The 21,476-nt window shown below is 63.0% G+C and carries 17 protein-coding genes; 10 read left to right on the top strand and 7 right to left on the bottom strand.

The features are described from left to right. The first annotated feature begins 94 nt into the window (after positions 1–94). The 7 genes from KFF05_05625 to KFF05_05595 all read left to right on the top strand — a co-directional run bounded on the left by KFF05_05625 (position 95) and on the right by KFF05_05595 (position 9,378). Entirely contained in the window at positions 95–415 is a 321-nt protein-coding gene (locus KFF05_05625) for a PilZ domain-containing protein (GenBank protein UTW52841.1), read from the top strand. Positions 416–564: 149 nt separating this feature from the next. Further along, complete coding sequence (locus tag KFF05_05620; GenBank protein ID UTW52840.1) at positions 565–1,113, top strand: hypothetical protein; 549 nt, start codon at positions 565–567, stop codon at positions 1,111–1,113. A 96-nt stretch (positions 1,114–1,209) separates the two neighbouring features. Next, on the top strand, positions 1,210–1,953 hold the full coding sequence (locus KFF05_05615; protein UTW52839.1) for an SDR family oxidoreductase: 744 nt from the start codon (positions 1,210–1,212) through the stop codon (positions 1,951–1,953). Positions 1,954–2,041: 88 nt separating this feature from the next. Continuing rightward, entirely contained in the window at positions 2,042–4,546 is a 2,505-nt protein-coding gene (locus KFF05_05610) for a tetratricopeptide repeat protein (protein ID UTW52838.1), read from the top strand. A gap of 35 nt (positions 4,547–4,581) precedes the next feature. After that, positions 4,582–6,558: a tetratricopeptide repeat protein gene (locus KFF05_05605; protein UTW52837.1), complete on the top strand. Its 1,977-nt coding sequence runs from the start codon at positions 4,582–4,584 to the stop codon at positions 6,556–6,558. Between the two features lie 155 nt (positions 6,559–6,713). Beyond that, entirely contained in the window at positions 6,714–8,426 is a 1,713-nt protein-coding gene (locus tag KFF05_05600) for an aldehyde ferredoxin oxidoreductase (protein ID UTW52836.1), read from the top strand. 13 nt (positions 8,427–8,439) lie between these two features. Further along, a complete protein-coding gene (locus KFF05_05595) occupies positions 8,440–9,378 on the top strand; it encodes a pirin family protein (protein ID UTW52835.1) in 939 nt (312 codons plus the stop codon). 65 nt (positions 9,379–9,443) lie between these two features. On the opposite strand, the gene KFF05_05590 is transcribed toward KFF05_05595, so the two are convergent. The 5 genes from KFF05_05590 to KFF05_05570 all read right to left on the bottom strand — a co-directional run bounded on the left by KFF05_05590 (position 9,444) and on the right by KFF05_05570 (position 15,668). Then, positions 9,444–9,665, bottom strand: a complete 222-nt coding sequence (locus tag KFF05_05590; protein UTW52834.1) for a hypothetical protein — start codon at positions 9,663–9,665, stop codon at positions 9,444–9,446. 194 nt (positions 9,666–9,859) lie between these two features. After that, positions 9,860–10,681 (bottom strand): DMT family transporter, encoded by an 822-nt coding sequence (locus tag KFF05_05585; GenBank protein UTW53596.1) that lies wholly within the window; start codon positions 10,679–10,681, stop codon positions 9,860–9,862. Between the two features lie 55 nt (positions 10,682–10,736). Beyond that, positions 10,737–13,400 carry a TRAP transporter large permease subunit gene (locus KFF05_05580; GenBank protein UTW52833.1) on the bottom strand — a complete coding sequence of 888 codons (2,664 nt, stop codon included), beginning with the start codon at positions 13,398–13,400 and terminating at the stop codon, positions 10,737–10,739. A 20-nt stretch (positions 13,401–13,420) separates the two neighbouring features. After that, positions 13,421–14,446, bottom strand: a complete 1,026-nt coding sequence (locus KFF05_05575) for a TRAP transporter small permease subunit (protein ID UTW53595.1) — start codon at positions 14,444–14,446, stop codon at positions 13,421–13,423. Positions 14,447–14,567: 121 nt separating this feature from the next. After that, entirely contained in the window at positions 14,568–15,668 is a 1,101-nt protein-coding gene (locus tag KFF05_05570; GenBank protein UTW52832.1) for a TRAP transporter substrate-binding protein, read from the bottom strand. A gap of 368 nt (positions 15,669–16,036) precedes the next feature. Here KFF05_05570 and KFF05_05565 point away from each other — a divergent pair, with 368 nt between their 5' ends. From KFF05_05565 to KFF05_05555, 3 genes are all read left to right on the top strand, one after another. Next, a complete protein-coding gene (locus KFF05_05565) occupies positions 16,037–16,564 on the top strand; it encodes an RNA polymerase sigma factor (protein UTW52831.1) in 528 nt (175 codons plus the stop codon). Positions 16,565–16,659: 95 nt separating this feature from the next. Then, a complete protein-coding gene (locus tag KFF05_05560; GenBank protein ID UTW52830.1) occupies positions 16,660–17,628 on the top strand; it encodes a FecR domain-containing protein in 969 nt (322 codons plus the stop codon). Positions 17,629–17,759: 131 nt separating this feature from the next. Next, a complete protein-coding gene (locus tag KFF05_05555) occupies positions 17,760–20,198 on the top strand; it encodes a TonB-dependent receptor (GenBank protein UTW52829.1) in 2,439 nt (812 codons plus the stop codon). Between the two features lie 11 nt (positions 20,199–20,209). On the opposite strand, the gene KFF05_05550 is transcribed toward KFF05_05555, so the two are convergent. Both KFF05_05550 and KFF05_05545 read right to left on the bottom strand, forming a co-directional pair. Continuing rightward, the gene (locus KFF05_05550) at positions 20,210–20,521 is read right to left on the bottom strand and encodes a DUF4387 domain-containing protein (GenBank protein UTW52828.1); all 312 of its coding nucleotides are present in this window, start codon (positions 20,519–20,521) and stop codon (positions 20,210–20,212) included. A 34-nt stretch (positions 20,522–20,555) separates the two neighbouring features. Then, positions 20,556–21,440 carry an MBL fold metallo-hydrolase gene (locus tag KFF05_05545; GenBank protein UTW52827.1) on the bottom strand — a complete coding sequence of 295 codons (885 nt, stop codon included), beginning with the start codon at positions 21,438–21,440 and terminating at the stop codon, positions 20,556–20,558. Between the last annotated feature and the right edge of the window lie 36 nt (positions 21,441–21,476).

The raw sequence follows: 21,476 nt of genomic DNA, 5'->3' as shown, positions 1-21,476 counted from the left end.
CGTCAATTAATTACGTTTTATTAATGTAGCTGCGTGATCCTGTCCGCCGTATTGGACAGGTCCGCCGTTCGGGCCGCCGCCAGGGAAAATTCTCATGCACGTCGCGGCCAACAACCACGTCGCCCGCCCGACCCGCCATCCCTATCACCAGCCCGCCCACGGCCGGTACGGTAACCGTGCCTTCCACGGCTCTGTGAAAAACGTCTCCGCCACGGGGGCCGCGATCGCCCTTGGCGAGGCCGGGGTGACGGTCGACAACGGCACCTTCGTCGACATGCATGTCGAGGGCCTGGGACATCTTTCCGGCCATGTCGCGCGGACCTACGATGGCGGTTTCGCGGTTCAGTTCGACGCCGACGGCTCAGACCTGGATGCCGTCGCCGAGGCCATTGGCCGGCTCGACCGTCATGCCTGATACCGCCGCTTCACCCGCGCATCACATACATTAGAATTCCCCAAAATATAGACCAAAGTCAGGGTTACCCCCGCAGGGTTGGGCGCTGTAGTCTTGTCTAATAAACCGACATTCTCCCCAATTCGTCGGAAGATCGAGACCACGGTGATATGAAAATCCTGCCTCCCATCGTGCTGGACGGCCAGATGCCACCTGTCGTAAGTACGGTTGCGATTGAACCGGAAACGGTCGACGATCCGCACATCCAGGCCTGCATGGCGTACTGGACCGACGTGAAGGGCGATGCCTTCGCGCCCTGTTGGGCGAACTTCCACCTGCATGAACTGCCGGCACGGGTTTTACCTTATGCGCTGGTACTCGACGTCACGGGCGATCCGGCGGAATTCACCTACCGCTACTGGGGATCCGGCCATACCCACTATCATCGGCGCGATTACACCGGGAAGAAATTGACCGACATGGCCGACGCCTGGTCCACGACCTTGCTGACGCGGCAATACATGGCCGTATTCGAAGCCCGCCGCCCCCTGGTCTTTCTCAATACCTACGAAGGGGTGGAAGAACCCTTGCGGTCGCTGCGCATGCCGCTGTCGGAAGACGGTCACACCATTACCCAGATGTTCGCCTTCGTCGGCCGGCGAGGCGTCACTGAAACTCTGAAAAATCTGTTCACCCCATCGTCGGATTATAGCGGCTAACCGCCCTGTGTTATCCACCTTCCCGTCGCGTCCGCTTGCCAGCCTCCGCCACCTTGCGTAGGGTCGTGGCATCGACATCCGGGAGGAACACCATTCATGACTGAACGAAAGCGCGCGGCCCTGGTCACAGGGTCGGGGAAGAATATCGGCCGGGCCTGTGTCTTGGCCTTGGCGCGGGACGGCTTCAATGTCGTCATCAACGGCTCCAGCGACCGGGCGTCCTGCGACGCCACCGCGGACGCCGCGCGGGCCTTGGGCGCGGACGCCCTGGTCATCATGGCCGACGTCGGCGACAAGGCCGCCTGTGACGCCATGGCGGCCGAGGCAATCGGCCATTTCGGCGGCATCGACGTGCTGATCAACAATGCCGCAATCCGCCCCAGCCACAGCTTTCTCGACATCACCGACGAGACCTGGGAACGGGTGCTGGACGTCAACATGAACGCCGCCTTCCGGCTGGCCCGCGCATGCCTGCCGGGCATGGTCGACCGGGGCTGGGGGCGCATCGTCAATTTCGCCGGCATGAACGCCATCCACGGCTACAACGGGCGGGCGCATGTCAGCGTATCCAAGCACGGCTCCTGGGGGTTGACCAAGGCCCTGGGCAAGGAGTTCGGGCCCAAGGGCATCACCACCAACATCATCTCGTCCGGCCCCATCGCCGGCGATCACGCCGACCCGGCCATGGCCGAGCACATTGCCTCCATGAAGGCACGGGTGCCGGTGGGCCGCCTGGGCACGCCCGAGGAAATCGCCGGCATGATCGCCTATCTAGTGTCCGATCAGGGCGGATTCATGAACGGCCAGCTGATCCAGATCAACGGCGGCACGGAAACCTGAACGAACGGTTGCCCCCGGACTGGCCCGGATGGCGTTTCCTCTGGTTTTTTGCTAAGTATTTTCGGTACTTGGCGGAAACGAGGCAGCGATGCGGCTGATCCGGGGGGCGTCCCTATTCGTAATGGCCTGGGCGGCGACGGCGGCCCAGGCCGCACACGCGCAAACGCCTGACTGCATGGACGCAGCCCTTCCTGCCGCCATGCGTGTTTTCGCCTGCACGCAGGCCATCACGCAGGGCGAAACCGATCCCGAGAAATTCGCCGACCTGTTCATCAACCGGGCCGACGCGTTGATCGACGAAGGCTTTCCCGACAAGGCGCTGAGCGACCTCAACAGCGCCGTGCGCCTGACGCCCCGGCGCAAACGCGTGCACTTCCTGCGTGCCCGCATCAATCATGCCGCCGGACGCGACATGGTGGCGCTCGCCGATGCCGATGCGGGCTTGGCGCTCGACCCCCGCAATGCCGATGCTTTGGCGCTCCGCGCGCGTATCCTGATCGCCCTTGGCCGATATGGCGACGCGGCTGAAAGCGCCGCCAGGGCGCTCGATGCCTCCCCTCACCATGTCGGCGCCTTGACCCAACGGGGCGCTGCCCATCTGGCGCAGGGCCACCACCAGCTCGCGCGGGCCGATCTCAACGCCGCCGTCACCCTGGCCCCGAATAACGGCGAGGCATTGCAGGTGCGCGGTGCCCTGTTGCGCCGCATGGGCCTGCACCGCTTGGCCATCGCCGACCTGGACCTGTCGATCCGCCAACTGCGCCGCCCCCTTGAAAGCTACCGCGAGCGTGGCCTTGTGCACATGGCAACCGAGGAGTTTGAGCTGGCCGTCGCCGACTTCGGCGAGGCCCTGGACATGGCCCCCATGGACGCGGCACTTCTGCGACTTCGCGGACAAGCTCATCTCGCCAACGGAAGTCTGGCCGCCGCCCGCGCCGATCTTTCAGCCTCGCTTGAAGCCGACCCCACGGCACCGGAAACCTGGACCGCCCGCGCCGAAGCCTTCCTGAAGATGGAGCAGTTGCAGCTGGCCCTCGACGACGTCGATCAGGCGATTGCCCTCGCCCCGAAGGACAGCCGCCACCACATGCTGCGCGCCCGCATCCACCTGCGCCAGGACGAAACCGGCTTGGCCCTGGAAGACCTGGATGCCGCCATCGTTGCCGATCCCGACAATGCAACCGCCCGATTCATGCGTGCGGAGCAATTGTTCCAGCTTGAAACTTTCGCCGGCGTAATCGCCGACATGAACGCGGTCCTGCGCCGGGACCCGACCCATACGGCGGCCCTGGTCCTGCGCGGCCGCGCCTATTACCGGCGGGGCGATCCACAGCATGCGGTGCAGTCGATGACCGCCGCCCTTGCCCTGGCGCCGGACAACACTGTCGCCCGGCTGATCCGCGGGTCCGCCTACCGCGACATCGGGGAAACGGAGCGCGCCCTCACAGACCTCGACCATCTGTTGCTGGACGACCCGGCCAATCTGGCCGCGCTCGACCTTCGCGCCGCCCTGCACGCCACGGCCGCCCGACCGGCCAGCGCCCACCGCGACCTGACCCGCATCCTCGAAGCCCGCCCGGATGCCATGGACCTGCGCCGCCAGCGCGCCGCCGCCGCCCAGGACATGGGTGATTACGCCGGCGCCATTGCCGATCTGAACCAGGTTCTCACTGCCCATCCCGGTGATGCGGCGGCCCTGCTGGCGCGCGGCGAGGCGCAATTGTCGGCCGGGCACGCGGATGCCGCCGTCGACGACGCCACGGCTGCCATTTCGGAAGGGACGCGCGGCGGCAATACGGACGTCGCCGCCCTGATCCTGCGCGGCCGCGCCTACCGGCGCCTCAACCAGACGGAGGCTGCCGTCGCCGACCTGGACATGGCCCAGCGCATGCAGCCCTATCAAGCCCACGCACTGCGGGAAAAAGCTCGCGCGCTCCTGTTCGGCGGGCGCTGGGGCGAGGCCTCGGCCGCCTACGAGCGACTGGTTCCCTTAGGACCCGGCGACGCGGAACCACATGGCGTGCTTGCGTTCCTGCGGCTTCGCACGGACGACCTTGCGGGGGCCGGGGCGGACATCACGCGCGGACTGGCCACAGTGCCGGGCGATCCCTGGCTGCGCACCCTGCAGGCGGAATTGACACGCCGCCAAGGTAAGCCGGATCAAGCGGCCATTGCCGCCTCCGCCCTGATCGCCGAAGGCAAACCGACATCCCTGTTGCTGCGCATTCGCGGGTTTTCCCGCCTGGCGCTGAACCTTATCGACGACGCGCTTGCCGATTTCACCAAGGCGACCGAAATCAATCCGGGCGACGCGGCGGCCTGGGCCGGCCAAGCCGAAGCGGAGAAAATCCTGCGCCGTTACGGCGACGCGGTGCAACACTTCACCCGCGCCCTTGATATCGACGGCAGCTTCGCGGGTGCGTATCTCGGCCGCGCCAATGTGCACGCGGCGCGCACCGACGCCGGGGCCGCCGCGCAAGACCGTGCCGCGGCATTACGCATTGACCCGGACCTTGCCCCGGACGTAGACAAGCCCGGTGGCTGGCGGCTGGACAATCGACTGACCCTGGCCGACCTGCCCTTTTCGTCGTAATTCCCGCGACCGACCCACCGCTTACAGACCGGAACATGGACGCAGAACAGCAATTCCAAGCCGCCGCCCAGATGTATCAATCGGGCGATTTCCCCGGCGCCGAGGCGGGGCTGACGGCGCTGGCGCTGGTTTTGCCGAACAATCCCAATGTCTTGCATCTCCTCTCCCTGACCCAGCTTCGCCAGGACAAGGCGGATGCCGCGGCGGACAACCTGAAGAAACTGACCGATCTGGCCCCCGGTTCGGCCGAGGCCCATGACCTGCTCGGTTGCGCGCTGCGCCAGTCGGGGCGGGTCAATGCCGCGATCCGGCACTTCCGCAAGGCCTTGGACATCGCGCCGGATGCCGCGAACATCCATTACAACCTGGGAAATGCCTATCGTGACGACCGCCAAATTCCCCTCGCGGCGAAACATTACAAGCAGGCCGCCGACCTTGAACCGGACAATCTGAACGCATTGTTCAATCTGGGTCAGTGCCACTACAACCTGGAAAATTTCGATCAGGCGGCGGCGATCCTGCAACGCGTGGTCGACCGCGCGCCAAACGACCTTGAGGCCCGCGTCCTGCTGGCCCGGACCTATTACCTGAGCAAACGCCACGCCCTGACCCGTAAGACCCTCGAAGGCGCGTTGACGCTGTCACAGGACGATCCAGAGATTTTGGGCTTTTATGCCGAAGTCACGGCAATGATGGGCGATTTTCGGACTGCGGTTGAATACTACGACCTGCTGTTGGCGAAGCGGCCCGGAGATTCCGTGGTTCTGCGTGCGAAGGCGGCGGCGTTACGCGCCATGGGGGATGTCGAGGGTGCCTTGGACCATTTCCGCAAGGCGGTCCAGGCCGCGCCCAACGACCCGGCAAACCGCGTGGCCCTCGGCACCCTTCTGGAACGGATGAACCGGCCGGACGATGCCTGGGCCGAAATCACGCCGGCTCTGGATCAGCATCCCGGCGACCCGGCCCTCAATCTTGTCGCGGCGCGCCTGGAGCAGCGGGCGGGTGACCATGGCAAGGCCCTGGCCCGCCTGAACGGGCTTGATCCGGCGATGCGGGATGCGTCACCTGCCTTGGGAGACATCCGCTTTGAAATGGGTATGCTTTATGAACGCCTGAACCGCCCCGGCGACGCAGTCGAGAATTTTGAATTGGGCAACGCCTTTCTCGCCCGCGATGTGCAGGCCGTGGCCATGTTCCGCACCCGCTCGGCAGAATACCTGGAACGCCTGAAGCGGGCCTATGATGGCCCGGCGGCCCAACCTGCCGGCAACAGCGTCCCGGGGGACGATGGGACGCCCGTATTCCTGGTCGGGTTTCCCCGATCGGGCGAGGCCCTCCTGGAGCAGATGATGGACGCTCATCCGGGAATTCAGGTGCTGAAGGAACAGGCGGCCCTGTCCGTGGTCCGCGATCATCTTCTTGCACGCGGAGACGATTTTCCGGCCAACCTGTTTGACATTTCCGACGCGGATATGACCGCATTGCGGGAAATTTATTTCCAAGCCGTCGACCGCGCCGTTACGCGCGGGCCCGACACGGTGCTGGTCGACACGCTGCCGCTCAATATCCTGGACGCTGGCCTGATCCATCGCCTGTTTCCGGACGCCAAGTTCATTCTGGCGCAACGCCATCCCTGCGACATCTGTCTGGACTGCTTCACGCATCCTTTTGCAATGAACGACGGTACGGTCCATTTCACGCGCCTGGACGACGCCGTCGGCTTCTACGAACAGGTCATGGCCCTGTGGCAAACGCAGCGCGAGACCCTGGCGCTGAAGGTCCATGAAGTCCGCCATGAAGACCTGATTTCCGGGCATGAACAGACCGCGCGGAAGCTTTTGGAATTCCTGGATGTTTCCTGGAACGCCGGGGTTTTGGCGCCGCTGGCCGCCGAAGACGAGGGATCAATGCCTGCCGGCCGCTGGCGCACTTTCGAAATTCACATGGCGCCTTATCTGCCGCGCCTGCGGCCGTTCATCAAGGGGTTCAGCTACGCCGATGGCGGGGCCTGACCGGCGGGACCGTGAAATCCTGGTATTTCCCCGGGCCTTCCCCCATTTTAAGATAAGTTCATCGCTTCATCGTCCTTTTTCCCATCGGCACCGGCGCCGACATTGGATGGATGGTGACTCGACGACCAAACCATGACTTGGGGATCAGACGAACAATGCGAAAGTACCTGACCATCGACCTTGCCACCCGCGACATCAAAAGCGAGGAGCTTTCCGGCGAAGCCCTGGCCCGCGCCGGACGCTATCTGATCGCCAAGACCTTGGTCGACCGCGACCTGGCAAACATCGACCCTCTGGGACCAGAAAACCCGCTGATCTTTTCTGCCGGCCCGTTTGCAGGAACCAACTTCTCCAACGCCAACCGCATCAGCGTCGGCTGTAAAAGCCCGCTGACCGGCGGGGTCAAGGAATCCAACGGCGGCGGCACCATGGCCTTCGCCATGGGCCAGATCGGTATCGCCGGGATCACCCTGGAAAACCAATCCGACGACTGGGTCGTCATCCGCATCCCCCTGGAAGGCGACATCACGTTCGAGGACGCAACCCCCTATCTGGGCAAAGGCGTTTTCGAAACCGCCGACATGCTGTTTGAAAAATACGGTGACAAGGTCAGCTTGGGCATCTGCAGCCCGGTCGGCGAATACGGCGGCCTGATTTCCGGCATCGTGTTCACCGACCCCGAAGGCCGCCCGACGCGCATTTCCGCACGCGGCGGCGTGGGGGCGGTCATGGGCTCGAAAAAGGTCAAGGCCATCGTCTGCGACAAGCACAAGATGCCCGACTTCCACGAACGCAAGAAGCTGATGCAATCGATCAAGACCTACGGCGGCATGATCAAGGACGATCCGGCGACCCAGAACTTAGGCGCCCGCGGCACGGCGCTGGTCGCCGACGTGATCAACCACCTGGGCGGCCTGCCGGTGCGCAACTTCTCGTCCGGGCAGCTGGTCGACACGGCCAAGGAACGCCTGAAGATGGGCGGCGACTACATCCGCGAACAGAACCTGGAACGCGGCGGCGAAACCACCCATGCCTGCATGCCCGGCTGCATGATCAAGTGCTCCAACGTCTACGCCGATGAAAACGGCAACGAATTGGTGGCACCACTTGAGTACGAGACCATCGGCCTGCTCGGCACCAACTGCGGGCTAACGCATCCGGACCAGGTGGCCCGCCTCAACGCGGTCGCCAACGATCTGGCCATCGACACCATCGAAACGGGTGCTCTTCTCGGCGCCTTGATGGACGCGGGGCACGGCGAATATGGCGACGAAAACTTCATGCTGGAAGCCCTGGCCGACATCCGCGAAGGCAACGAACGGGGGCGGATCCTGGCGCAGGGCACGGCCCGAGTCGGTGAACATTACGGCATCAAGCGCCTGCCGGTTATCAAGAAGCAGGCGCTCAGCGCCTACGACCCCCGCGTCATCGAGGTCACGGGCATTTCCATGATGCTGACGGCCCAAGGGGCCGATCACACGACCGGCAACCTGCCGACCTTCGAATGCGCCGGCAAGTCGACGGAGGAATTGGCCCTGGAAAGCCTGAAGATCCAGGCCAAATGCGCCGCTGTCGATTCCCTTGGTATCTGCGTGTTCGGGCGGTCCGTTACCAATGTCAATCCGGACCTGATCGTCACCGCCCTCAACGACGCCGTCGGCACGACCTTCGAGACCGAATTCTTCGACCGCCTGGGTAAGGAAACCCTGGTTCTTGAAGAAAAGTTCAACAAGGCCGCCGGATTTACCAGCGCGGATGACGAATTGCCCGACTTCTTCTATCAGGAGCCCCTGGCCCCGACCATGAAGATGGCGCGCCACCATTTCGACGAAGTAAACCGCATCCGCGACCGCTGGCTTGCCGAATAAAGGTGACAGGGACATGAGTTGGCAGCCCGCCGACGATCCGCAATGCAAGGGCGCGCCGGACGACGGTGTGATCGCCCTGGTCGTCACGCCCAAGGAACATGATATCGGCGGGCTGATCGTGCGCCGGTCGCTGCCGTCGTCCCAGCGGCGCAGCATCGGCCCCTTCGTGTTCCTGGACCAGATGGGTCCGGCCGTGTTCAAACCGGGACAGGGTATCGACGTGCGCCCGCATCCGCACATCGGGCTCGCCACCATCACCTATCTGTACGACGGCGTGATCGGGCACAAGGACAGCCTGGGTTTCGATCAGGCGATCCGGCCCGGCGAGATCAATTGGATGACCGCCGGGCGCGGCATCGTCCATTCAGAACGCACCCCAGTGGACGTGCGGGCGGCAGGCGGCCCGCTGTTCGGCCTGCAAGCTTGGGTGGCGCTGCCCATCGCGGATGAAGAAACGGCCCCGTCCTTTGTTCACTATCCGGCGGACGCCCTGCCCCGCTGGCGGGACGGCGGCGCGGAGGTTGCCCTGATCGCCGGCACCATGGCCGGGCGAACGTCGCCGGTGGAATTTTTCTCACCCATTTTTTACGCCGATCTACGCCTTGCCGCAGGGTCGGCCTTCACCCTGCCACCCGACCATGCGGAGCGTGCGGCCCATGTCGCCGAGGGCCAAGTGGTGATCGACGGCCAGACCTTCCAGGCCGGACAGACCGTGATCTTCCGCGAAGGCCTGGATGTGGTCATTACCGGCCAAACAGCAGCCAAGGTCATGGTTCTGGGCGGCGCACCGCTCGACACCGTGCCGGGCGCGCGGCCGAATCAGCCCCGTTTCATGTTCTGGAATTTCGTGTCCCATTCGTCGGACCGTATCGAGCAGGCCAAAGACGATTGGAAAAATGGCCGGTTCGCCAAGGTGCCCGGCGAGACGGAGTTCATCCCTCTGCCCGAGTAGCGCCCCAATCCGGCGAAAGACCAAGCCCTAGTCCTCGATGCAGAATGTCCGGTAACGCGCGCCGATCAATCGTCATCGCGTCCCATCGATGTTGCCTGTGCCATCGAATCGGTTACCCGGTCGAGGGCCTCATCCAAGGAATTCAGATTCCCCTGAAGGTGCTTCATCTGCTCCCGCTGCTCGGCGAGGGCTTCGGCCAAATCACGGCCTGCACCTTTAAGGCGCTGATATGCTTTTATTTTTTCCGGAGAATGCGGACCACGAACGACGAAACGGGTATCCATCATATTACCTTCCCTCTATTGCCTGTCCCCAAGCGCAACCGTACAAACGACATAGGTCAGTGACGCTTCCATATATTGAGCAAAGCCAATGTCACGGGATGTGATCTCAGTCACTGGAATAAGAATAATTTGCAAATAATGCTGAAATCACCGGTGCCGCGAACATCGCGGGCGGGGCAGATGCATACCACGCGCCTCTAGGCGCGCTTGCGTTCGCCCAGAATGTTGAGGAAATTTCCGGCAAAGATCACGGCGGCGCCCCCCAGGACCCAGGGGTCCAGGGGCTCCCCGTAGAACAGCAACCCGGCAACAGCGATCAGCGGCAGGCGCAGGAATTCCATGGGCACGACAACGATCGCGTCGGCTTCCGCGAAGGCGCGGGCAAGGCAGTAATGGGCACTGAGCCCGGTAACGCTGACCGCCAGGATCCAGGGCCACATGGCGGCCGACGGATTGACCCAATCGAACAGTGACGGGATCAGGCCAAGCGGCAACTGCACCAGACACATGTAGAACACGATGGCGAGCGCCGTATCCGTGCGCGTCAGTTTCTTGGTCAGGGTATAGGCGAAAGCGTATCCGACAGCCGCCATCAGCACGGCCAGGGCGGCCGGGCTGATCGTCACCAGACCTGGCCGCACGACGATCAAAATACCGGCAAAGCCGATGGCCACGACCAGGGCTCGTCTGGGCGTGATCTGTTCCTTCAGCAGCAGCGGAGCCAACAGCGTCGCCCAGACCGGCATGGTGAACTCAAGCGCGAACACCTGGGCCAGCGGCAATAATGAAATGCCGTAGAACCAGCCGAATTGTCCAATGTAATGGGCGACGTTGCGCAGGACCTGCAGACCAGGCTGAAGGGTCGCCAAGTGATGTCGTCCCGCCCGCCAGATCACGGCCAGGATGATCAGCAGGCCGATGGCGCTGCGGAAGAACAGGATTTGCAGGGTCGACAGTTCAGCCGACAATTCGCGCCCAGCGATGGCCATGAGCGCCAGGGACGTGAGCGTCCCCAGCATCCATAGTGCTGCCTTCAGGACCGGCGGCATGATGGGCTGCCTCCTCCGGCCGGGTCTAGAAGTGCAACGTCAGGTCGCGCGGGTTGGCCATGCAGGAAGCCACGTCGAGGGCCTGTTCCTTGGACAGTTTCGGTTGCAGACGCAGGCCGATGTTCATACGGATCGCCTGTTCATATTCGGCAAGCCCCGCGCTGAGCTCCGCCGCCGCCTTCTTGCGCCAGGCGATGTCCTTGTCGTACGCCGCCTGGGCATCGGCCAGGGCCTTCAGTGATTTCTCCACATCGGGCTTGTCGCCGCGCATGGCACGACGGGCATCCGCCAATGGCTTCTGGATCTCGCGGGTGCCCGGCACCTCGCGCATGACCTTCTCAACCGCATTGACGGCGTCCATGGCCTTTTCAGGATCGGCCGCGCCACTGACGGCGGCGGGCAAGCCCGCCAGGTCCTTGCCAAGCGCCGCCAGGGTATCCGCCCCGGCGATCACCTTGGTGACCTCCTGGAGCGGCTCGTAGGCCCCGTCCACGTTGCGTTCATACAGCCGGATGGCCAGCGTCTCCGCCTTCTGTAATTTGGCGAAAGCCGCGTGGTCCGCCCGCCAGTTGTCGGGGACCTTGGCATCGTAGGTTTTGATCTCCGCCCGAAGTTCCTCGATCTTTGCCTCCAGCTTGCTCTTCCGCGCCTCACCCCGTTCATTCCGAGGCAGTTGGCGGATCGTCGACTGCAGGTATTTGATTTCTTCCTTCAGGCGGCGGGCCTGGCGCTGGGTTTCACGCACCTCCACATGCAGCGGCAGGTAGCCCGGCGTGGCCTCGTCGATGATCTTTTGCGTCGCCCGAATTTTGGCGACCAGATCGAATGTCTTATCAGCCTTGTCGAAACTTCCCTTCAGGTCGCCACGAAGTTCGCCGGGAAGCGACGACAAATCCAGTGTCCTCGCCTTGGCGATGGCCGCACGCAGGTCGTCACCCTTGGCGTCGTAAACCTTGAACAGATGGTCCTGCACGCAGGACGACAGCGCCGGGTTGCGCGGCGGTGGCGCCGTTTCCGATGTCAGGCTCACGCGCTGCGGCAGATAGTTCACCAACTGCGGCGTCAGGCCGACGATGACAAGCGCGACCAGTTGCAGGCAGATGAACGGCACCACGCCCTTGTACATCTGGATGGTCGCCACGCTGGGCGGGGCGACGCCGCGCAGATAGAACAGGGCGAAGCCGAAGGGCGGGGTCAGGAACGAGGTTTGAATGTTCAGACCAATCATTACCCCCAACCACACGGCGGTGATGTTAGCCGAGGGGTCCATCAGCAGGATCGGCGCCACGATGGGCACCACCACGACGGCGATTTCGATGAAGTCCAGGAAGAACCCCATGATGAAGATGACCAGCATGACGATGGTGAACTGAGCCCAGAAACCGCCGGGCATGCCGGTCAGGAATTCACGCACCAGTTCCTCGCCGCCGAACGCACGGAACGCGGCCGTCAACATTGCGGCGCCAATCAGGATGATGAACACCAGGGCCGTGGTCTTGGCGGTTTCAACCATCACGCCTTGCAGGGTGTCTTCGATCTTCCACGCCCGCCAACCGCTCCAGCCGACGGAAAAGACCAGCGTCGCCGTGAAAAACAGACCGAGAACCAGACCGACCCTGTCGAAGTCGCTGTTGATCGATTTGATGTTGATCTTGAAATACGTACTGATAACCGCGAGCGCAACCAGGGACACCAGGGCGATGATCGCCGGGTAATAGGCGTTCCGATGGCCGTCGCGCAGGCGATACCCCCCCATGATCAGCGCCCCCGCCGCACCGATGGCGCCGGCCTGGTTGACCGTCGCGACACCGGTGATGATGGAGCCAAGAACCAGAAAGATCAGAGTAAGCGGCGGCACCAGGGTGACGAACACCTTGACCATGAACGCGCGGTCAAGAGCACCCTCGCGGTGCACGGCAGGCGCCATTTTCGGTTTGAAAAAGGCCAAAATCAGGACATAGCCCATGTACAGGCCGACCAAAACCAGGCCCGGCACAAAGGCGCCCAGGAACATTTCACCGGCGCTGGTCGAGGTCACGTCGAAGCTTGACGGCATCAGCAGATTGCCTGTCGATTCCTTATACAGCTCCTTACGTGTGGTCGATGCCTGATCGACGGCGCTGGCAAGCTGGTCCGCCAGGATGATCAGCACGATGGACGGCGGGATGATCTGACCCAGAGTACCCGACGCCGCGATGGTGCCGGTCGACAGCGAATTGGCGTATTTGTTGCGCATCATCGCCGGCAACGAGATCAGGCCCATGGCGACGACGGTGGCGCCGACGATACCCGTCGTCGCGGCCAGAAGGGCGCCGACGAAAATCACCGAAATGCCAAGGCCGCCCGGCACCGGCCCGAACAGTTGCGCCATGGTGACCAGCAGATCTTCGGCCAGTTTCGAGCGCTGCAGCATGATGCCCATGAAGATGAACAACGGAATGGCGATCAGGGTATCGCGCTCAGCCTCCCAATAGACGCCGCGGAAATTGGTTACCCCGGCGCTGAGCCATTGCCAGGCCCCGCCCTGGGCAAAGTAGGCATCGACATTGCCCGCAAACAGCCAACCACAAAGGGCGGCCAGGGAAATGGTGATGATGGCTGATCCCGGCAGTGCAAAAGCGACGGGAAATCCGACACCCAGCGCATAGGCCATGGTGATCATGAGAATGACGAGGAAGACGAGTTCCATTGACTAGCGGCCCCTGTCGCTTACTGGATCGTGTGACTTGAATGGTCGCGGCCGCCGGGCTCTCCCCTGGCGTCGGCGACACCGTCCAGCATGTAGCTGACGAATTGAATCATCATGGATATGGCGAAGACGGCGAGAAAACCGGCCATCATGTATTTAACGTACATGGAAAATCCGGTCTGAGTCGTTTCCCAGGCCAAGACCGGTGAATTGATCACCGCGTTCTTTCCGCCCATGCCGACGATCAGGATCACCCAACAGAGGGTGATACCGAGGAAGATGGAGCCGAAGGCATTGACCAATCCCTTACGGCGGGAATCGAAGGCGGCATAGAACACATCGACCCGCACATGTCCTTCCTCCAGCAGGGTATAGGCGCTGGCGAACAGGAACAGGGCCGCGTACCAGAACCGCACGAGATCGCCCATGAACACCTGTTCGTAGGAAAAGATGAAGCGGGTGATGACGATCAGCAATTCGGCGATGACGATCAGCAGCGCGAGCCAGGTAAAGCCCAGCGTGCGCGAGAAAAACGCCGTGATTATGGCCGCCGCGGTCAGCGGCAGGTGCACATAGGGGCCGCGGAATTGTGATTTGCCGAGCTCAAGCGCGAGCGCGTCACCGAACACGGCGGGCAACAGGCCCTCAACCCGCATGAACGACAGGATCGCGTCGACCACACCGATGTAGAGAACGGCAAAAAAAGCCATGCGGATGAGAAGCGCGTTGAAATCGGACATCCGCTTGCTGTCCTGACGCAGCGTGCGCGAGCAGCTTTTCACCGTATAGATCGCCGCGGCGGCAATGCCGGCGACGTAAGCAAGCAACTGCACCCAGGCGAGCGGCGACGATTGGGTTGCGGCACCGTGCAGGCCAAGCTGCAGCGCGGCCCCCTCGCCCGGCCAGCCATGCCAGAAGGTAAGGTAGTTATTGATCAAGAAAACAAGCAGCGCAGACAGCACCGCCCAACCGAAGAACCGGACGGCAATGGTCGTGCGTGGCGACACCTCGGGCGAAATATCCCCGCCGGTCGCGTCAATTGTCATTTGTTCGGCGGCCATGAACAGGCAATCCCTTGTCCCGATTCCCCACAAGAACAAGCCCAGGCGGATAAGGATGGGACGGGGCTATGCCCCGTCCCACCTTAATACCCAGTTATGCGGGCAATTAGACTTTGATGCCCAGAACGCGGTTGCGCTGGTTGATGTAGCCGGAGTCGGCCAGGATCATCCAACGGCCGAGGTCGGCACGCGAGGTCAAGAAGCTGTCGTGGATCTTCTTGGCCAACGGGCTGTGCGCCTGCACTTCGGCGAAGACTTCTTCGGCGGCCCTGCCGAAGGCGTCATACACGTCATCGTTGAAGGCACGCACCTTGACGCCGTGATCATTGATCAGCTTGTTCAGATACGTACCGTTGTTGGCGTTGGTTTCCGCCATCTGATGCGAGTTTTCCTCGGCACAGGCGGCTTCAATGATGGCTTGGTCGGTCTTCGACAGGCTGTCCCACCACTTCTTGTTCATGCCCATGTGCAGCTGGGAAGCCGGCTCGTGCATGCCCGGATAGTAGTAGTACTTGGCCGCTTCATAAAACTTCATGAAGTAGTCGTTGTAGGGACCGACCCACTCCGTCGCCTGGATGGAACCGGAAACCAGGTTTTCATAAATCTGACTGCCCGGTAGGGACACGGTCGAGGCGCCCAGCTTGGCCAGCACGTCGCCGCCCAGCCCCGGGATACGCATCTTCAGGCCCTTGAAGTCGGCGGCGGAGTTGATTTCCTTGTTGAACCAGCCGCCCATCTGGCAGCCTGTGTTACCGCAGGGGAAGCCCTTGAGGCCGAAGCCGGCCGCCAGTTCGTCATGCAGCTGCTGACCGCCGCCGTACTTCATCCAGGCGTCCATTTCCGCATAGGCGAAGCCGAACGGAACGGCGGTGAAGTAGGCCCAGCCCGGGTGCTTGCCTTTCCAGTAGTAATCGGCGCCGATGTAGGCCTGGGAATTGCCCGAGGCCACTTCGTCGAAGGAATCGAAGGCGCCGACGCGTTCGCCGGAAGCGAAATATTTGACCTGGATACGACCGTCCGTCAGGACCGGAATGCGGGCGGCAAGGCGCTGCGCGCTGAGGCCGAGACCCGGGAAGTCGCGCGGCCAAGTGGAGACGATGATCATCTCCTTGCGGCCCTGCGAAATCGCAGGTTTGGCAAGCGTTACAGCGGCCGCACCAGCGACACCGGCGACTGCGGATTTTTTAAGAAACTCACGTCTTTTCATGAAAATTCTCCCTGTTGGCGTGGTAGGCGTAGTAGGCAAATTTATTTATTGAGTGCGATTTTGCACAGCCGCATACCCGTTGGCTACATCCAATTGACAAAAATGCGTCAGATTCATGCAGGCTGACGGGATGCCGCGAATTTGGTTACAATTTAGGCAGAGTACGGGCGGATGCCGTCGGCAATCCGCCAATTCCAGAGAAATTTTGCACCCTTTGATTTATGCGCCATGTCAAGGCGGCATCAGCAGATGCCGTTGGCAGAGCACCGGGATTTCGTTCTGGTGTCGATAACACGATAATGATAATCAATTGCAATAAATTCGCGGGCCGACTCGCGGTCCCCCCCCATCCCACTTCTGAGGACGACATGGCGACGGACAGCCAACGTGATCTTCTGACGCAGATATTCCAGGCCCAGCGGCGCGCGCTGGTCGGCACGCTGTACCGCATGGTTGGTTGCTTGCACACCGCAGAAGATCTTGCCCACGACGCCTATCTGCGTGTCGCCAAGGCGGCCCGCGAGCGCCCGGTGACGCACTTGCAGGCGTTCCTGTACCAGACCGCGCGCAATCTCGCCCTTGACCACCTGCGTCGCGAGCGCCTGCGCGGCACCTTCATGTCCGCAGCCCCCGACGGCACCACCGATGCCGTCGCCGCACCGCAGCCAACCCAGGAAACGGCGGTAATGGACGCCCAGAACCTGACCCAAGTCGAGGGCGCCCTGGCGACCCTGCCGGATCGCGCGCGCCGGGCGCTGATGTTGTCGCGTCTGGAAGGCCTGACCTATCCCGAGATCGCCCGCCGCCTGGGCGTGTCCGAAAACACGGTCTACAACGACATCCGCGGCGCCCTGGCCCGCTGTCTTGCCGCCATGGATGACGGAGACATAACGTGAGTCTTCGCAAGAATCTTTTGGGAGAATCCGCGCCCTCATCCGTCTCGTCTATATCCGCGGCGTCATCTGCGGATGGCCACCGACGACGCATCACCATGACCCATGACGATGAAAACCCCAATCACGACACGGCAATGGCCGAGGCCCTCGATTGGTTCACGCGCCATCAATCGGGGACGATGACGGCGGGCGAGAAGCGCACCTTCGCCGCCTGGCACGCCGCCCACCCGGACAATGCCCGCGCCTATAAGCGCGTAGCCGGGCTTTGGGCCTCGCCGGAATTCACCCGCGCCGTGGAAACCCAAGCACCCGCAACCATGCCCCCGCCCCGCCCCGCCCGCCCGCGCGCCGCGTTGCGCCCGATGCTGGCCCTGGCCGCCGCCCTGGTTCTGGCCGTCGGCCTGGGCCATCTGCTCGGCGGCAATCCGTTCCAACCATCTGCCGACCATGGGACAGAAACGGGACAACGCGCCGAAGTCTCCCTGCCCGACGGGTCAGTGGTGGTGCTGAACGCGGAAAGTGCCATGAATGTTTCCTTCGATGCCGACAGGCGCCGGGTGGAACTGGTCCGAGGGGAGGCCTTCTTCGATGTGCGCCCCGACCCTGAACGGCCGTTCGAGGTCGCCGCCGGGCGGTCCCTGACCCGCGTCGTCGGCACGGCTTTTTCCGTCACGCTGCAAGACGGGAATACCGAAGTCCGCGTGAAACGCGGACATGTGCGAGTCGCGGGCGACGATCGCGGCACGCCGGTGGACCTGACCCCCGGCGAGGGCGTGACTGTCACCGCCGGCCATTTGGGCGATGCGGCGGCATTTGTGCCTCAAACAACCTTCGCCTGGATCGACGGTCGCTTGGTGTTCCACGACCGGCCACTGGCCGAAGTCATGACGCAGCTCGCCCGCCACCACAAGGACCCGGTGGTCCTGGCGACGGACCGCCTGCGTAGGCTTCGGGTCAGTGGTAACTACCGCCTGAACGACCCTGCCGCCGTGGTCGCCGCTCTGGCCGATGTGGCCGGGGCCGACGTCATCCGCCTTCCCGGCTTGCTGACCGTCCTGCACTAGCAAATTTTTGGATTTTTTGTTGGGAGACGACTGCCCCTCGTTCGTCTCGGCTTCATAAATGCGAATGCGTCGCAAATTCAAATACGCGCCGCCGCGAAGACCATAAGGGCCAATAAGGGGAATAACGCGCCATGACCACCACCCGCACCCGCCGCTTCACGGCGGCCTTGATGACCTGCACGGCCGTTGGCCTGTCCGCTGCCTATGCTTTGACAACGCCGGGCACGGCACATGCCGTGGAAGTCGCCGAAGACTCACGGGTTACCTTCGACATCGCCGCCCAGCCGCTCGGCGCCGCCATCGACGCCTTCATCGCCGCCACGGGCTGGCAGGTCGGATATGCGGCCGAGGTCACCCGCGACCGCAAGTCACCGGGAGTAACCGGCAGCCTGACACCGACGGCGGCGCTCACGCGCCTGCTCACCGGTACGGGCGTCACCTTCCGCCTGACCGGCGCACGCACGGTCGCCCTCGGCGGGCCGCAGGCAAGCGGCGACCGCCTCACGCTGGGCACCGTTTCCGTCGAAGGCCGGATCGTTCCCACCCAAGCGGAGATCGGCACGTTGCCTGCAGAATTTGCCGGCGGTCAAATCGCGCGCGGTGCGCGGGCCGGTGTCCTCGGGAACCAGGACATGATGGAAGTCCCCTTCACCATGACAGCCCATACGGAAACCGCCATTCGCAACCAACAAGCGGAAACGATCGGCGATATCCTGGACAACGACCCGGCCATTCGCAGCACCTATGGCTACGGCAACTTTTCGGAACTCTTCGTTGTCCGTGGCTTTCCCCTATACAACGACGACCTGTCCGTTGACGGTCTTTACGGCACGTCGCCCCGGCAAATCTCGTCGACCGACATGTTCGAACGTATCGAGGTCTTCAAAGGCGCCAACGCTTTTCTGAATGGTGCGGCTCCGGGCGCTACGGGCATTGGCGGCGGCATAAACCTGGTCCCCAAACGCGCAGGTGACGAACCGTTGACTCGGGTGACCGCGAACTACGGCCAGACCCTGCGGGCCGGGGTCCATGCCGACATGGGGCGTCGCTTCGGCCCCGATAATGCCTTCGGCGTGCGGATCAACAGCGCCCTGCGCGCCGGAGAGACCGCCGTTGAAAACGAAGAGCGCTACATGCACATGGCTTCCGGCGCCTTCGATTACCGGGGGGACAAACTCCGCGCGACGTTGGATATCGCAACCCAACGCCAACGAGTCGACCAAGGTCGGCCGACCGTTTTCGTCACGGGAAGCCAGGTGCCCAATGCGCCGGACGCCAGCCACAACTACGCGGCAACCTATTCCTATAGCGACCTGGAGGATTCCTTTGCTCAGACACGGATTGAATACGACCTGCTTCAGAACCTGACCCTGCAGGCCGCCTTCGGCGTGCATACCCTGCGCGAGGACGGCGACTATGCCTCGATCCGGGTGAGCAGCAACGACGGCACCGCGACGGCCCGGCGCCTGACCGTGCCGCGCGAGGATCTGAGCCTCACCGGCCAGGCCGGAATCAAAGGCAACCTTGATACAGGGCCGTTGCGGCACAAGATGAATGCCGGCATGTCCGCCCTGAAAAGCGCCAACCGTAACGCCTACGAATTCGGCACCACCGAAAACACCAACATTTATGACCCCATCGAACTGGCACGCGGTGCGACAACGTCGAGCGGAGGTGATTTCGAACGCCTACCCCTGGTCAGCAAGGTCCTGCTGCGCAGCTACTATGCGTCCGACACGATCTCTGATCTGGACGAGCGGGTCCTGCTGACGGTAGGTGTCCGCTACCAGCAGATTCAAAGCCTGAACTTCAACCGGACAAGCAACCTGGAGACCAGCAACTTTAATGATACGGCCATCAGCCCGGTGGTCGGCTTGGTCTATAAACCGGCGGAAAGCGTCTCGCTTTACGTCAATCGCATCGAGGGTCTCCAACCGGGCGGTTCAGCACCATCCAGCGCCGCAAACTCGGGCGAAGTGCTGGCCCCTTATACGTCGGTTCAATATGAAGTGGGCGGCAAGGTCGACTTGGGCAACCTGGGCGCCGCCCTGGCCCTGTTCCAAACGACCCAGCCCAGCGCGGTAACCGACCCGACAACGAACATCTATTCCGCCGACGGCGAACAGCGGAACCGGGGAATCGAGATTTCCGTATTCGGTGAACCGGTCCCCGGCCTGCGCCTGTTGGGCGGAACGTCCGTCACCGACGCCAAGCTGACCGAAACCGCAGGCGGCACAAACGACGGCAACGTCGCGGTCGGCGTGCCCCTGTACCAACTGAATGCGAGCGTGGAATGGGATTGCCCCTGTCTCGACGGCCTGACCCTAAGCGCGCGGGCCCTGCATACCGGCCGGCAATACATCGACACTGGCAATTCCCAGGAAATCGGATCCTGGACCCGGTTCGACATGGGGGCCCGCTTGGTCCGGAATATTGCCGGACGCGAAGCGAACTTTCTGTTGAATGTGGAAAACATCGCAAACAGCGGGTACTGGGCCTCGTCCCAGGGCGGCTATCTGGTGCAAGGTGCGCCGTTCACCGTCAAACTATCCATGTCCATGGATTTCTAATAACCGGGGCCCTATTCCGGCACCTCAAGCTGCATCAGCGGCACGTGCTGCTGAGCGCCGTAGACGTCCGTGTCGCCGGGGGAGCCCGAGCGCACGCGACGCGGCACGGTGATCTTGATGGCGCGGGCGACGTCGAAGGGAATGATCGCGACCTCGTTGTCGGTGACACCGTAAAGGGGCGCCAGGGCGCGCGGGCTCAGCACCCCGCAGTCGCGCACCCGGCGGTAGGTCGCATCGTCGTCGAACATGACGTCGAGGGTCAGGTAAAGCGCGCCTGCGTTCTTGCCGCGGACCACCCGCGCGATGTCTCTCAGTTTGGCCATGAATGTATCGTCCTTATCTTTCGTGTCTCGCGCGTCAATCCAGCTTGGCGGGTGCCGGTCCGCCGACGGGGATTTCCATCAGGTCCTCGCCGAAGAACAGGTTGCCGGAATACCGCGCGCCCATTTCCCGCAGGATGCGTTCGCGCACGCCGGGGCGGTCCATCTGTTCCGTCACGTGGCTGACCACCAGGTTCTTGACCCCGGCGGCGGCACCCAGGTCGGCCAGTTCCAGATGCCCCATGCAGCCTTCGGCGAATTCCTTGCCCAGTTCCGTGCCGCTTAGGTAATGGCACATGTTGACCAGCACGTCCGCGTCCTGGGCCAGTTTCTCGATGGCCTTGCAGGGACCCGTGTCGCCGGAATAGACGAACACGCCGTCGTCCGTTTCCAGGCGGTAGCCGTAGCAGTGCAGGAACGGCTGCACGTGCCGCACACTGGCGCAGGTCAGTTTCCAATGGTCGGTCTCGATCACGTCGCCGCTTTTCAGCTCCGGCACCTGAGGGTTCGGCTTGGCCCTGGCCCCCTCGCCGCCCCGCGCGTTGTAGATCACGGTCGACAGCGGATGTTCCGTGCGCGCCTTCAGGTCCGGTCCCCAGATGCCGTCGTCACCGAACAGCAGTTCCGTCATGCGCGCCGTGAAGGGCGGGCCGTAGACCTGCAATTCCGGCAGTTTGCCCACGCCCTGGTCCCAATGGGTCAGGACCAGGCGGCCGTAATCCAGGCAGTGGTCGTAATGCAGGTGGCTGAAGAAGACGTGGGTGACGTCCGTCGCCCGCTTGCCCGCTTCCAACATGCGATGGTGGGCGCCGGGACCGTGGTCGAACAGCATCACGTCGCCCGCGACCTCGACCAGATAGCCCGAACTCATGCGTTTCAGCGACGGCGTCGGCGTGCCCGTGCCCAGCAGGGTGATCTTCATGGGTATTACCTCTTTTTTCTTTTCGCAAATGCGTCG

The sequence above is a fragment of the bacterium SCSIO 12827 genome, assembly GCA_024397995.1.
Classification (GTDB): domain Bacteria; phylum Pseudomonadota; class Alphaproteobacteria; order Rhodospirillales; family Casp-alpha2; genus UBA1479.
Note: the sequence above shows the minus strand (reverse complement) of the source record. Positions and strands in the feature narration are given on the sequence as shown.

What these genes read in the sequence shown, in the direction of transcription:
- KFF05_05615 (UTW52839.1), top strand. Translation starts at nt 1,210, where the DNA reads ATGACTGAACGAAAGCGCGCGGCCCTGGTCACAGGGTCGGGGAAGAAT.
- KFF05_05580 (UTW52833.1), bottom strand. Translation starts at nt 13,400, where the DNA reads ATGGAACTCGTCTTCCTCGTCATTCTCATGATCACCATGGCCTATGCG.
- KFF05_05545 (UTW52827.1), bottom strand. Translation starts at nt 21,440, where the DNA reads ATGAAGATCACCCTGCTGGGCACGGGCACGCCGACGCCGTCGCTGAAA.
- KFF05_05575 (UTW53595.1), bottom strand. Translation starts at nt 14,446, where the DNA reads ATGACAATTGACGCGACCGGCGGGGATATTTCGCCCGAGGTGTCGCCA.
- KFF05_05565 (UTW52831.1), top strand. Translation starts at nt 16,037, where the DNA reads ATGGCGACGGACAGCCAACGTGATCTTCTGACGCAGATATTCCAGGCC.
- KFF05_05570 (UTW52832.1), bottom strand. Translation starts at nt 15,668, where the DNA reads ATGAAAAGACGTGAGTTTCTTAAAAAATCCGCAGTCGCCGGTGTCGCT.
- KFF05_05560 (UTW52830.1), top strand. Translation starts at nt 16,660, where the DNA reads ATGACCCATGACGATGAAAACCCCAATCACGACACGGCAATGGCCGAG.
- KFF05_05605 (UTW52837.1), top strand. Translation starts at nt 4,582, where the DNA reads ATGGACGCAGAACAGCAATTCCAAGCCGCCGCCCAGATGTATCAATCG.
- KFF05_05555 (UTW52829.1), top strand. Translation starts at nt 17,760, where the DNA reads ATGACCACCACCCGCACCCGCCGCTTCACGGCGGCCTTGATGACCTGC.
- KFF05_05585 (UTW53596.1), bottom strand. Translation starts at nt 10,681, where the DNA reads ATGCTGGGGACGCTCACGTCCCTGGCGCTCATGGCCATCGCTGGGCGC.
- KFF05_05625 (UTW52841.1), top strand. Translation starts at nt 95, where the DNA reads ATGCACGTCGCGGCCAACAACCACGTCGCCCGCCCGACCCGCCATCCC.
- KFF05_05610 (UTW52838.1), top strand. Translation starts at nt 2,042, where the DNA reads ATGCGGCTGATCCGGGGGGCGTCCCTATTCGTAATGGCCTGGGCGGCG.
- KFF05_05620 (UTW52840.1), top strand. Translation starts at nt 565, where the DNA reads ATGAAAATCCTGCCTCCCATCGTGCTGGACGGCCAGATGCCACCTGTC.
- KFF05_05550 (UTW52828.1), bottom strand. Translation starts at nt 20,521, where the DNA reads ATGGCCAAACTGAGAGACATCGCGCGGGTGGTCCGCGGCAAGAACGCA.
- KFF05_05590 (UTW52834.1), bottom strand. Translation starts at nt 9,665, where the DNA reads ATGATGGATACCCGTTTCGTCGTTCGTGGTCCGCATTCTCCGGAAAAA.
- KFF05_05600 (UTW52836.1), top strand. Translation starts at nt 6,714, where the DNA reads ATGCGAAAGTACCTGACCATCGACCTTGCCACCCGCGACATCAAAAGC.
- KFF05_05595 (UTW52835.1), top strand. Translation starts at nt 8,440, where the DNA reads ATGAGTTGGCAGCCCGCCGACGATCCGCAATGCAAGGGCGCGCCGGAC.